The 13,296-nt window shown below is 30.4% G+C and carries 11 protein-coding genes and 2 pseudogenes; 5 read left to right on the forward strand and 8 right to left on the reverse strand.

What is annotated here, in order from left to right; translation table 11 throughout:
• Positions 1-332 precede the first annotated feature (332 nt).
• The 6 genes from SVN78_04730 to SVN78_04755 all read right to left on the reverse strand — a co-directional run bounded on the left by SVN78_04730 (position 333) and on the right by SVN78_04755 (position 7,672).
• Positions 333-1,091 carry an HAD family phosphatase gene (locus tag SVN78_04730; protein MDY6820909.1) on the reverse strand — a complete coding sequence of 253 codons (759 nt, stop codon included), beginning with the start codon at positions 1,089-1,091 and terminating at the stop codon, positions 333-335.
• 191 nt (positions 1,092-1,282) lie between these two features.
• Positions 1,283-2,689 (reverse strand): L-fucose/L-arabinose isomerase family protein, encoded by a 1,407-nt coding sequence (locus SVN78_04735; GenBank protein ID MDY6820910.1) that lies wholly within the window; start codon positions 2,687-2,689, stop codon positions 1,283-1,285.
• A 58-nt stretch (positions 2,690-2,747) separates the two neighbouring features.
• Entirely contained in the window at positions 2,748-4,406 is a 1,659-nt protein-coding gene (locus SVN78_04740; protein MDY6820911.1) for a sodium:solute symporter, read from the reverse strand.
• An 18-nt stretch (positions 4,407-4,424) separates the two neighbouring features.
• Positions 4,425-5,561, reverse strand: coding sequence for an aldose epimerase family protein (locus SVN78_04745; GenBank protein MDY6820912.1), 1,137 nt, complete (start codon positions 5,559-5,561; stop codon positions 4,425-4,427).
• A gap of 234 nt (positions 5,562-5,795) precedes the next feature.
• A complete protein-coding gene (locus SVN78_04750; protein ID MDY6820913.1) occupies positions 5,796-6,824 on the reverse strand; it encodes a substrate-binding domain-containing protein in 1,029 nt (342 codons plus the stop codon).
• Between the two features lie 467 nt (positions 6,825-7,291).
• Positions 7,292-7,672, reverse strand: coding sequence for a hypothetical protein (locus SVN78_04755; GenBank protein ID MDY6820914.1), 381 nt, complete (start codon positions 7,670-7,672; stop codon positions 7,292-7,294).
• Positions 7,673-7,961: 289 nt separating this feature from the next.
• Here SVN78_04755 and SVN78_04760 point away from each other — a divergent pair.
• Together SVN78_04760 and SVN78_04765 are read left to right on the forward strand one after the other, a co-directional pair.
• Positions 7,962-8,087: pseudogene (locus tag SVN78_04760) on the forward strand (DUF1445 domain-containing protein).
• Between the two features lie 19 nt (positions 8,088-8,106).
• On the forward strand, positions 8,107-8,820 hold the full coding sequence (locus SVN78_04765) for an MBL fold metallo-hydrolase (protein ID MDY6820915.1): 714 nt from the start codon (positions 8,107-8,109) through the stop codon (positions 8,818-8,820).
• A 135-nt stretch (positions 8,821-8,955) separates the two neighbouring features.
• On the opposite strand, the gene SVN78_04770 is transcribed toward SVN78_04765, so the two are convergent.
• Together SVN78_04770 and SVN78_04775 are read right to left on the reverse strand one after the other, a co-directional pair.
• On the reverse strand, positions 8,956-10,581 hold the full coding sequence (locus SVN78_04770) for an amidohydrolase (GenBank protein MDY6820916.1): 1,626 nt from the start codon (positions 10,579-10,581) through the stop codon (positions 8,956-8,958).
• A gap of 16 nt (positions 10,582-10,597) precedes the next feature.
• Complete coding sequence (locus SVN78_04775; protein ID MDY6820917.1) at positions 10,598-11,716, reverse strand: dipeptidase; 1,119 nt, start codon at positions 11,714-11,716, stop codon at positions 10,598-10,600.
• A 280-nt stretch (positions 11,717-11,996) separates the two neighbouring features.
• On the opposite strand from SVN78_04775, the gene SVN78_04780 reads away from it, so the two are divergent.
• The 3 genes and pseudogenes from SVN78_04780 to SVN78_04790 all read left to right on the forward strand — a co-directional run.
• On the forward strand, positions 11,997-12,167 hold the full coding sequence (locus SVN78_04780; GenBank protein MDY6820918.1) for a hypothetical protein: 171 nt from the start codon (positions 11,997-11,999) through the stop codon (positions 12,165-12,167).
• A 12-nt stretch (positions 12,168-12,179) separates the two neighbouring features.
• Positions 12,180-12,782: pseudogene (locus SVN78_04785) on the forward strand (substrate-binding domain-containing protein).
• Between the two features lie 21 nt (positions 12,783-12,803).
• A partial coding sequence (locus SVN78_04790) for a transglycosylase SLT domain-containing protein (protein MDY6820919.1) occupies positions 12,804-13,296 on the forward strand: 493 nt, incomplete at its 3' end.

Genomic DNA, 13,296 nt, shown 5'->3' on the forward strand with positions numbered 1-13,296 from the left:
ATTGAACCACCAGGGTGGCCACTACCTGCTAGGGTTGTCATTGTTAGGATGTCGCCTCTGCAGAGGGTTGCAACATCTGTAAGATGGGAAATTGTATGAGACTCAATTTTCATAAGTGCCTCCATTAATAAATAAACTTTAATTATAAGTTAACGTTAACAACACTATATAATTAGTTAAACATACATATTTTATATGTCAAGTAAAAAATTATTATAAAAAATTGCTAATTAAATTAATTCTACATTTACCAATAAGTAACTATGGTTTGAACGAGTTGTTTGCCTTACATTAGTATTAATAAAAAATAATGATCTTCTTTTTATAGCTTGTTAATAACCAATACCTGCAATATAATATAATGGAAAATCAACCATTTCCTTGATGCCAAAATATTCTTTTATAAAATCATCATTTAATTCATCTAATGAATATATAACTATATTAGCTAAATCTTTTGCCTCAGCAGGAAGTTCCCTTTCAATTGATACAGCAACAATAAAACCAGCATTAGCATTTTTAGCTGCTTGCATACCAGCTACTGCATCCTCAATAACGCAACACTCAGTTGGATCAAGATTAAGTTTTTTTGCGCCTAATATATATAAATCTGGTGCTGGTTTAGTCTTAACCTTACCATCAAAATATGCAATCTTATTCCAATTAAACCATTTATTAAGATTTAAATGTTCAAAATAAAATCTCATATCAGCTTCACTGGCAGAACTTGCAATGGTAAATGGTATATTATAAAATTCTAGTCTCTCAAATAATTCAATAGCACCTGGTGTTAGTTTAAACAATTCTTTATTAGATAAGCAAAGTTCTCTATACATTTCTTCTTTCAGATTCATAATATTTTGAATATCTCCATCTTTAATATTGCTATCAATTAATAATTTTATAAGATCTGTTGTGCCTCTACCATGTATTACGTTTCTCAAATATTTAATATTATAATCTATTCCTTTTATTTTATAGCTTAATTTTTTCCATGTCATTTCTTGTAGTTCACTATCCGGTAACAATACCCCATTAAAATCAAATAGAACTCCCTTTAGTTTAATATCTTCATCTTTAAGAATATCCATTATTGCCTCCTTTTTATTTTATATTCTTTGTGAGACAATAAGAGTTTTTGTTTTATTTGCAATACATTATTTCTAATTTTTCTACATTTTTACATATTTAACTTTTAGATTAATTAACGATGATTAAGATTAATTAACGCTAATATTGCATATAGTTATATTTACATATAGGTTATATTACAAAATTATCTTTATTGATGAATATAAATATGCCACCCTAAATATTTGTTAAGTGCCTCATTTATTGCTTCTGACACATGTCCCATATTTATTGCTACATGGTGCTCAAAACCATTTTCACATATAAAGTGCATCAATTTTTGTAAATCATTAATCTTATAGACCCCAAAGCCACCAAAGGTTTCTAATGAATCATTAGTAAATTCACCATTTCCTACATAGCCTTTTATGCAACCATTAATATCATCGGTTGTTAATCTAAAAAATGTTGATTTACAAGATTTTATTCTGCCCTCCACTGTTCCATATGTATTATCTTTGCCAACCGTTCCTGCTATAATTTGTTGATATTTCATCTCAGGACTTTCTAAAAATGACTTAGCAATATTGCTACAATGGAATAATACACATTTGTTTTTGTCAGAACTGTAATTATTATTCCAATCCATTATTGCTGATGGTTTATTTGTTGCAAGTTGCAAAATATACATAGACAAAGCACCTGTTACATCAACTTCACAGGCAGCTGGTAATAACGAATTACTTAGCATACTCATTATCGTACAAGGGACAATACCATAATTTTCCTCTAAAGATGTCCAACATTGTATAGCAACAGCATTTACTTCATTATCTTTAGCCCATTTATCAATAACAACACCAAACTTAGCCATTCTAATTAACTTATCGTTATCTACACTACATCTATCAAAATAATTTCTAATATTAGCTACCTTTTCAGTTACTTTTTCATCATTATCTTTCAATCTCATTGCATTATGTAAAATTTCAGATAAATCAACAGTTTCAACTGCTATATTGTATCGTTCAAGTATTTTCTCAGAATACCTAACTGTGTTAAATGCAGATGGGCGAGCACCAATTGCACCTAATCTTACATATTTTAATCCTTTTACAATTTTGCAAATCTTTGAAAATTTATCTAATTCTTCAATAAATTCTTGAGATAATACACTTACAGTGTGATCTTCTGTTAATGTAAAGGGAATTTTCGCCTGTCTTAGATTATTGCAATCACTGATTTTACCACAAAAAGAATCTCTTCTAAATTCAATACCCATTTTAACAGGATCATCAGGCTCAGCATGTATTAATATAGGAACATCTAGTTTTGATAACCTTATAGCTTCTAAAATCCCTTTTTCTTCACCAAAGTTTGGATGACTTACAATAATACCATCAATTTTTTCCTTATTTCTTTTAAAAAGTTCAGCACACTTTTTAGCATCACTAAATGTTTCAACTGATCCATACTTACTGTCTTCTTCAGACAAGACAATAGATTCATAACCATTTTTATCTAATACATCTATCAAATTCTTTCTTCCATCTCTTGCCAACTCGGCTGGAAAGAAACCCCTGTTTGCTACTATAAGACCAAATACACCTTTACTCATAAATATCCTCCTTTCTCTTCTGTTTTATACCCCCATGCATCTAATCCTCCTATTTATTTTATTTCCAAAAATAAGCATAAAACCAAACTATAAATGCTAGGATTATGACAGTATGTATCACATCCCATTTATTCCAAGTACTCCTTATTTCTTTTCTATCCTCTTTTGTTATTGTATATATTGTTAAATTAGCTACCTTTTCATCAGATGGTTTGCTAGTAAGATAACTAATCCCTAGAATCAGAATTATACATAATATGAAAAGATATATGCAGTAGTGTAACCAGTTATGTGAAAGAAATATATTATATAATAAAGTATCTTCGGGAATACCAATAACATTTAAGAATAATCTAAATAACCCCAAAACCATACCAGCTAATAAACCATAAAAAGCTCCATGGCTATTTACTCTTTTTGAAAAAACACCAAGAAGAAAAGTTGCAGCTATGCCTGGTGCAAGTAAAGATTGAACATCCTGCAAATATCTATATAATACCTCTCCAAGACCTCTCATAATAGGAATCCACAATATTCCTAGAATAACGATTACAGTTGTAGCAATCCTACCTACAACAACATAATGGTGAGGTTCCTTATTGGGTTTATATTTTTTATAAAAATCCTCAGTAAATAAAGCTGCTGACGAATTAAACAATGAAGAGAGGGAACTCATAAGAGCTGCAGCCAAACCGGCAACAACTAAACCCTTAAAACCAGCTGGCAGTAATGTACTTACTAGTGTAGGAAATGCTGCATCAGATGATTCCAAAGTTATAATACCCTTTTTATCTAAAGCAAAGGCAATCATTCCTGGAATTAAAAATATAAAAACTGGAGTAAGTTTTAAATAAGCGGCAAATATCGCCCCTCGTCTTGCCATTTTCATATTTTTTGCCGATAAAACCCTTTGCACTATATATTGATCTGTACACCAATACCAAAATCCAATTATTGGAGCAGCAAAGAGTACACCAGTCCATGGAAAATCTGGATCACTACTAGATCTAACAAGTGTCATCATTGTATCACCATTATAGCCTGTTTTTACACTATCACAGATTGCTACCAATTCAGACCAACCACCTAGTTTTATTAAACCAATAATAAGAATCAGTGCACAACCTAATATAATAATTGGTGTTTGTATAACAGATGTATACAATACAGCCCTCATTCCCCCAGCTATTGTATAAAGGCCTGTTATAATAACTAAGCCTATTGCACTTATCCAAAAAAAATCTATCCCCCACAGCGTATCAATACCTAAACAATACTTAAAAACAATCCCACCTGCATAAACTGTTACTGCAACTTTCGTAAGAACATAGCTAATTATTGAAATAACTGACAATATATACCTAGATCGTGAATCAAATCTCCTTTCTAAAAATTCTGGCATTGTAAAGACTCTGCACTTTGAATAAAAAGGAACAAAAACCCATCCTAGTATTAATATCAACCAAGCATGCATTTCCCAATGTGCCATAGCCAAACCAGATTCAGCTCCTGCTCCTGCTAAACCCACTAAATGTTCAGAACCAATATTTGAAGCCCAGATAGACATTCCAATTACAAGCCATCCAGCAGCCCTACTTGCTAGAAAATAGTCTGTATCAGTTTCTTGTTTTATATAAACAACCCAAAATATTATTGCAAACAGCCCAATGAAAGATAAAACCAATACAATCCAATCTAATAAACCAAATGCAACCATTTTCAACTCCTATAATTTTTATTTTAATTCAAACTCATAAATAATCTTTTGATTATAGGTGTCATTAGGTCTCAAAACAGCTGATGGAAAATGACCTATGTTAGGTGTATTTGGAAAATGTTGTGGTTCTAAACAAAAGGCTGAGTGTTTATTATAATGCATTCCAGATTTACCACTCATATTACCATCTAAGAAATTGCCTGTATAAAATTGAACACCAGGTTGCGTTGTATATAACTTCATTTTTATATGTGTATCAGGATCATAAACAGAAGCAGCTAAAGCTAATTCATCTTGCAGTTTATCTAATACATAGTTGTGATCATAACCAGGATCTAGTTTTTCAATATTCTTACCTATAGCGTGTGGTGAAGTAAAATCAAAGGGTGTATCTACAACTTTTAATATCTCTCCTGTTGGTATAAGGTTATCATTTACTGGGGTATAAAACTTTGCATTTATCTTAATAATATGATCTAATATATCAGTTTTACTGCCCTCTCCATTTAGGTTAAAATAGCTGTGATTTGTTAGATTTACTACATTGGCTTTATCTGTTGTCGCTTTATAAGCTATTTCTAATCTATTATCATTAGTTAATGTGTAGATTACTTCTGTTTTTAGATTACCAGGATAACCTTCTTCCATATCTTTACTAAGATAAGTAAGTTTTACCCCTGATTTATTTTCTTTCTTAATAACCTCTGAATTCCATAATCGTTTGTTAAAGCCTTTGTTGCCACCATGTAAATGATTTATATTATTATCATTCTTCGCTAGTTTATAGGTTTTACCATCTAGTCTAAACTCACCATTTGCAATCCTATTGGCATATCTGCCAATTGTTGCACCAAAATAAAATGTATCCTTTAGATATCCTTCTAGAGAATCATAACCTAATACAATATCAATTGGATTACCTTCTTTGTCTGGAACCTTTAATGATTTTAGTATCGCTCCATATTCAATTATTTCAGCAGATAAACCATTAGAATTTGTTAATGTATACATTCTTACATTCTTGCCATTTAAAGTACCAAAAACAGATTGTTCTACCTTTACTTGAGACATTAGTGCACCTCCTGAGATCATTCTTGAAATAAATAAAAATATTAATATGAATCTTAATGCCTTATTGATAGCTTTAGAGCCCATAAGACTATCACCTCCTACAAAAAATAAATAAAAATTAAAATTAAATTTTGTAAGTTAACGTTAACACTCACTATTATTCATATACCAGATTTTTATTTTAATTGTCAAGTAAAATTTACAATTTATATAAAATTTTTATTTAAACAATTTCGAGGATTACAATATATAATGAATTATTAAGCAGTTTTATAAATTATTTAATATATAAATAGAATAATTAGAAAATTAATCTTATTACAACGAATAGAAATACTCTAAATTTTCCTTTATAACAATATTTATAGGCAAAAAAATTTTACTCTTTATGCTCTCTTTAAGGCAAATATACCTATACAATGAATATATTCCCTCATATCCTTGTTTATATGGATCTTGATCAATTATAAAATCTATTAAACCTTTTTTTAGATAATACTTATTCTCTTCTAGCAAATCATACCCTATAAGGTATATTTTTTTATTAACCTTCTCTATTGATTTGGCAGCCATATAGGTTAGTGCTGTAGGAAAAAATATTCCTTCAATATCTAAATTATTTTTTATAATTTTATCTATGCTTTTAAATATATCCTCTGTGGTGCTATAGCCCTTAATATTGTGTACCTGTACATTTTTTTTATCTTGCTTAAAATAATCTACAAAACCTTTGACACGCTCATTTATATGATAATCTTCAGGTATCAATTTAAAGGTTATAATCTTCGATAAATCATCTAATAAATAATGCATAAGTTTGCCAGCAACAAAACCCCCCATATAGGGGTCTTGCCCTATGAATGAAAGTTGATTACTATCAGGTAGGTATGAATCAAAAAAAACATAAGGGGTATCTTTAGGTATCTTGTCTATTAGCTTTGAAACAGTCTCAAATAAAACAGGTGCTATCAATAAGCCATTATAGCCTAAAGTGATAATCTTATTAAAAGTTTTATCAAATGAAGTAACACTATATTTATCATAAAAATATATATCAATTGAAGTATTAACCCTAACTAGCTCCCTTTGAGCTTTTTTAATGCCTTTAAATGGTATATTCCAATATCCCCCATCTTGCGTATATTCAGGCATTAATACTGCAAACTTATATTTTATACCTTTCTTTAACTGACTTGCAAAAATATTGGGCTTATAATCATATTTTTCTATAATTTCCCTTACTTTTTTTTCTGTCTCTTTGGCTACTCTCCCTCTATTATGTAAAACCCTATCAACAGTACCTATTGAAACACCCGCTAGTTTAGCTATTTCTTTTATGGTTATCATATTGTAGCATTTTATATTTTATTTTATTTAATATCAATCTAATTTATTATTAAAATATTTATATAAATTATTGATTTAATATAGATAACTTAAGTTAATTTCATAGTTTAATAATATATTTATAGGATTCTTATAATCAATTTAATGAAGTCATTTTAGACCAAAAATCTATAAAACAATTTTTAATCCCACCCCTATCAAACTTACCGGCATAAGATTATATTTCATTTTCGGCAAAATCTTTTGTAGCTTATTATATAATTTTAAATCCTTTAAATTAAATCAAACTTCACAGGCTATAACTTAATTTTATATTTTTTTAATATTATGTTTATTTTCCGGTAATAAATTTTACCTTTGTTAAGATTTAAAAATAACCATACCCCTAAAAAAGGGGTATGATTATAAAGAAGTTAAGGTTATTATTGTTTAACTGCAAAAATTAATTACACAATTTTAAATTAATTCTATTTTTTGTTAATTTTATCTTCCTGGCTACTATAGTTACTTTTTGTCGTTTTTATACTAATATCATTTGTATTTTCTGCTTCCTTATCTGTTTTGTTATTAGTCGGTGTTTTATTATTATACGCATTTTTAGCTTGAGCTGAGAGATCTAAAGAATCTACATTTGAATTTACAGGATTCTTATTTGTCATATTATTTTTATCACCTGCATACATTGAATTTGAAACTGGATTTACACTACCACTTTTTGTATTTATAGTAGTTGCCTGCGGGGTTATATTGTCTTTGGAATTAATCTTTACATCTGAGGACTTTTGTGAACTTTTTTGCAAGTAATCACTTCCTTTAATATTATTTCCATTAATTGGATCTACTGTCATATCTTCCTCCTTCTGCTTTTATAATTATGACGATTATCTCAATAAAAAGTTCATATTTATTAAAATGTTCTTACTTATAACTATCTCCCGCTTCGCAAGTTAAAGTTTTCCTATTTATACGCCAATCCTCTGCTTCGCAAGTCAGATTTTCCGCATCCCCACACCAATCCTCTGACTTCGCAAGTCAGATTTACCGAGCACTTAAGTTTAAGTGCTATGGCAGATTTCACCTTCATTCCTTCAACTTCGCAAGTTAGAATTTTAATGATGGTGATGGTAAAGCGCCTGTTTTTGGTCAAGCGGTGTGATGCCCCAAACAGTTGCAATGAAAACAAAACCTGATATAATAATAACGCATGTGCCAGGGCATATGTTTATTTGTAATTTAAAGAATGAAAGCTATTCAATATTGTAATAGGTTGTAAGTTTTAAAAATGAATTCAACTACGTGGCAACCAATTTTAAATGGTCTACCGATAACTTCAAGTAGAGGTTTTGTGGGTTGGAGTAGCATATCATTAATAAAATCCGGCAATTATTTAGGTTTGTTTGACACAGGTTCAGAGGGTGCACGAGAAACAATTATTAAAAATCTAAAAGCTATAAATATTAATCTTTTAGATATTAAGTTTATCATACTATCGCATCTGCATTTTGATCATTTTATAAATATAGAATTATTTCCAAACGCCAAAGTCTATACTACTGAAGAAGAATTAGATTATGCACTTTCAACAAAACCAAAAGAAAACGGCGACTTAAACTATGTAAAATCTTCTATTAGCTTTTTTAAAAAACAATTTATCAAAGTCAAACCTGGTGTACAAATCTATAATGGCACAATAGTGCCACTGCCTGGTCACACAAAAGGTTCTATAGGATTTGAAACTGAAGATTGCATATTTACCGGTGATGCGCTAAAATATGTCATAGAAGCAAAAACTTGTAAAACAAGTCACGCTTATTACAGTCAAGATTTGGCAAATAAATCCATAGAAAAAATACTAGCTGCACACAAAATAATTATTCCTGGACATGATCAGGCTTTTAAATTTGAGAATGGCAATGTTATCCAATTAAATGACGCTTCTTTAGAAATATATAAAAGGAAAGATTCTAATATAACAATTTCCATAAAAGACATATAACAGCTCCCCAACTTTCTGCCGACTTCGTAAGTTAAAGTTTTCCTATTTATACGCCAATCCTCTGACTTCGCAAGTCAGATTTTCCGCATACATACGCCATTCCTTCAACATCGCAAGTTGAATTTTTCTTTTTAATCAACTTTCATTTATGTAAACTATCTCTCCATTAGATATAGTCATTTCTACCTTAATATCGCTAATATTATCTATAGGTACTTCTAAAATATTTTTCGAAAGCACAACAACATCCCCTAGCTTTCCAACTTTTAAACTACCTTTAATATCTTCTTGAAAAGAGGCATAGGCACTATTATATGTATAAGCCCTGAGTGCGTCATATACTGTTATGCATTCTGCCTGACCACAACTTTTCCCTGACAATGTCTTTCTTGTAACTGCCTCATATATATTCTTAAGGGGATCTAACATGCTAACGGGAGCATCTGTACTCATTGCGGCTAATATGTTATTGTTAATGAAGCTTTTTAATGGAAACATATAATTTGTTCGCTCTCTTCCATAATTTTCTATATATCCATCACCAAACTCATGAAAAAATATTGGCTGAACAACAGGTATGACCCCTAATCTCTTAATACGTTCAACAAGATCGGCTGGGCATATTGCACAATGTTCTATACGTGGCCTCAAACCCTTAAAGTGTTTTTTTGGGTGCTTCTTGAATGCCTTTTCAATTGCATTTAACATCATTTCTATAGCTTTATCACCAACACAATGGGCAGATAATTGAAAACCACGTATATGAGCCTTCTCTATCAATCTATCAAGCTCATCTTGAGTATAATATAATATACCTGTATTATTTATGTCAGATGTATAAGCTTTGCGTGTAGCACAGGTTGGACCACTGCTTGATCCATCAACCATAACCTTATATGGACCTAAGCTAATAAAATTATTGCCAAAACCTGTTGTTAAACCTGTCTCTAGAAAATAATCACCAATATTATCCCCCAAAATATTTGATGCAAAGAGATTAACCCTAACCTGAATTTTACGTTCAACAAAACTTTCTATAAGCCCTTGTATACCAAGGCGACCGCCCATACCTGCATCACTTACACTTGTAATACCTTTACTTAGAAATCCGTAATTAGCTTGCTTAATAGCACTTTTGTATTCCTCTAGAGTAAACGCAGCAGCTGCAGTGACCTTTCTTTGAGCACTCTCATAGAGTACCCCATTAAGTTTACCATCATAACGCCCAAATTTACCACCTGGTGGATCAGATGCATCATCTTTTAACCCTGCTAACTCAAGTGCTTTGCTATTTACAACTGCTATATGGCCACAGGTTCTCGTCAATATTACTGGATAATTCTTAGCTACCTCATCTAAATCAAAACGATCTGGATGGCGTTTTTCAATTAGCTTGGTGTGATCATAACCCCAACCTCTTATCCATTTACCAGGTGGTGATGATTCTGCTCTTTCTCTTACCTTATTTTTTATATCCCCAATAGATTTAACATCTTCTGACTTTAGATTTATTCCAAGCATATTTGTACCATAGGTTATAAAGTGTGCATGTGCATCTATAAAACCAGGCATTGCTATATTATCATCTAAATCAATTACCTTTGTTTTTGAACCTTTTAAGCATTCTAAATCTCTATTTAAACCAATTGCAATTATTTTCCCATCCTTAATTGCTAAAGCTTCTTCAAAGGGGTTGCCACTTTCCATTGTTATAATATTTCTCTTTTCACCTACACTATTTAATATAATATCAGCATACATAATTATATTGCCCTTACTATTTACACACCTCTTTAAAAACTCTTATAAAATTCTCTCCCATTATTTTCTTTACATCATCTAAGGTATAACCTTCCTCAATTAGCCTTCTAGTCAAGTTTGGAAAATAAGAAGAATCCTCTAAGTCTTTAGCTACTTCATCTGTTCCATCAAAATCAGATCCTATTGATACATGGTTAATACCGACTAAATCTACAATGTAGTTTATATGCTTAATAATATCATCTATTGTAGCTTCTCCAGAGTCATTTAAATAAGGAGCTACATTTGCAACACCAATCACACCCCCTTTACTTGCTATGGCAACAATCTGCTCATCTTTAAGATTTCTCTCATGGTTACAAACCTGCCATGCATTAGAATGGCTTGCAATAACTAGTGATTTACTTGCCTTAATAACATCCCAAAAACTTTCTTCTGACAGATGAGAGACATCTACTAACATACCTAGCTGATTCATCCTCTCTATAACTGCCCTACCAAAAGGGGTAAGTCCGCCATTTGACCTATTTGAGCCTTTAAAGCTTTTAGATACACCATCAGCAATTTGGTTGCTATAGTTCCACGTTAAGGTTATATATCTAACACCTTGTCTATAGAAATAGTCTAAATTTTCAAGTTTCCCCTCTAAGGCATCACCAGCCTCTATAGCAAGGATTGCTGCAATTTTTCCTTCCTTTTTTATTCTTTTTAAATCAGATGTATTATATGCCTGTTCAAGGACAGAGGTGCTTCTTACTGTTCCCTTAAAGGCTTTTATTAGTGTGGCTGTTCTCTCAAATGACCTATCTGGGTAATAATCAGGTGCAACCCATGCTGCAAAAACTTGTATATCAACTCCTCCTCCTATCATTCTGGGTATATCAATATGACCGATATTATTTCTCTTAGCTATATCTGTATTATTGTCAGATATATTTAGCAGTGTATCACAATGTAAATCAACTAAATTGAGATTGTAATGAATCTTTAGGGGATCCATATTGCCATTATGCCTTATAACTACACTTGGGTTATCATATAAATTAGTCTGATTATTATTTGTTTTTAACCCTTTATTTTCATTTATTTCCGTTTGCTCTATATTAACGGCATATAGATAATCTATATAACTCAAAAACAATAAAGATAAAATTAAAAAAAATAAAGCACTTTTCTTAATCTTTATTCACCCTTCTAATATTTAATTATACAAGCTTTAGAAAAGTTGATCAATATATTATATCAAAGCCAATCTATTTTATAATATATTTATTGAACTAATATAAAATTATTATAAATTGTAAAACATAGGATAAAATATAAAGGATAATTAAATGAATATAAAAAAATACTTATTATTTATAGTCATTAATATATTAATAATACCTACAATACTATTAGCAGATACAAAATGTATGTCCCTATATGGTAACAGCGAAAATGTTATAAGTGTTGCTACAGGAAGCCTTGGTAGACTCGGTTTACTCAAAGCTTTATCAAAACCTTTCACTAGTAAATACAATGTAAGTATATGCTATGTTTATGCTGGATCAGGTAAAGCATTAGAGCTTCTTCATCAAAAATAGGTTGATTTAGTTTTAGTGCATTCAGCTAAGGCAGAATTAAATGCTGTTAAAGAAGGATGGGCAACAAATAGAAAGCTTGTTTGTTCAAATGAGTTTTATATTGTTGGACCAAAAGATGATCCTGCGGGCATAAAAAAAGCAAAAGATGCTGTAGAGGCCTACAGGTTAATTGCAGAAAAGAAAGCTAAATTTTTATCAAGGGGCGATCAATCTGGAACGCATATGAAAGAACTTGAAATATGGGAAAAAACAGGTATTACCGATAAAGGTAAATGGTATATAGTTACAAATGCCAATATGACTGAAACCCTTAAAAGAGCAAATAAACTAAAAGGATATTTCATGCCAGAAAATACCACATGGATAACAAGTAAAGATAAATATCCGTCACTTGATCTGCTTTTTAAAGGTGATAAATCTCTATTAAATGTTTATCATGCATTAATGATGAATTATGATAACTCTGAATATAATAAATATGCAAAAAAATTTCTTGAATTCATGACTTCAGAAGGTGGCCAAGAAATAATAAGAAATTTTGGCAAAAAGGAATATGGACAACCACTGTTTAATGACGCAGAAAGAACAAAAGAATTGATTGATAGCAATTTATAATAAAACTTAAAATTCAATAAGATGAAAAAGAATTTATATATAACTTTAGTATTAACAACAGTTTTTCTATGCATATATCTAACTATCTTCATAGCTAACAATATATGCAGTTACCAAATAAGCTTACATAAAGAAAAAATTAGTAAAAATACTGAAATCTTAAAAAACCTAGAAAAAAAATATAATAAATTAAAAAAAAGCGTAAAAGAATTTACTGAACTTTTCAATATCTATGATTATTTAAAAATAAACTTTAGAGAAACCAATAAGACCTTGATGGAGGTTGCAATAACTATATTTAGGGAATCAAAGAAAAATAATATAGACCCATATCTTGTATTATCTGTGATAAAAGTTGAAAGCTCCTTTATAGCTGACAGTTTCTCAAATAAAGGAGCCATAGGCTTAATGCAATTAAAACCAAAAACAGCCTTTTATATTGTTGATAAAATTGAAGATGTAAATTTATCAACTGCCCACGAATTGTATGACCCAGTGCTTAATATAAAAATTG

Source organism: Deferribacterota bacterium, from assembly GCA_034189185.1.
In the GTDB taxonomy this organism is placed as follows: domain Bacteria; phylum Chrysiogenota; class Deferribacteres; order Deferribacterales; family UBA228; genus UBA228.

Excerpts from the sequence above, each read along its gene's own strand:
- SVN78_04745 (MDY6820912.1), bottom strand. The coding sequence starts at position 5,561 with ATGGGCTCTAAAGCTATCAATAAGGCATTAAGATTCATATTAATATTT.
- SVN78_04740 (MDY6820911.1), bottom strand. The coding sequence starts at position 4,406 with ATGGTTGCATTTGGTTTATTAGATTGGATTGTATTGGTTTTATCTTTC.
- SVN78_04730 (MDY6820909.1), bottom strand. The coding sequence starts at position 1,091 with ATGGATATTCTTAAAGATGAAGATATTAAACTAAAGGGAGTTCTATTT.
- SVN78_04735 (MDY6820910.1), bottom strand. The coding sequence starts at position 2,689 with ATGAGTAAAGGTGTATTTGGTCTTATAGTAGCAAACAGGGGTTTCTTT.
- SVN78_04770 (MDY6820916.1), bottom strand. The coding sequence starts at position 10,581 with ATGTATGCTGATATTATATTAAATAGTGTAGGTGAAAAGAGAAATATT.
- SVN78_04750 (MDY6820913.1), bottom strand. The coding sequence starts at position 6,824 with ATGATAACCATAAAAGAAATAGCTAAACTAGCGGGTGTTTCAATAGGT.
- SVN78_04765 (MDY6820915.1), top strand. The coding sequence starts at position 8,107 with ATGAATTCAACTACGTGGCAACCAATTTTAAATGGTCTACCGATAACT.
- SVN78_04780 (MDY6820918.1), top strand. The coding sequence starts at position 11,997 with ATGTCCCTATATGGTAACAGCGAAAATGTTATAAGTGTTGCTACAGGA.
- SVN78_04755 (MDY6820914.1), bottom strand. The coding sequence starts at position 7,672 with ATGACAGTAGATCCAATTAATGGAAATAATATTAAAGGAAGTGATTAC.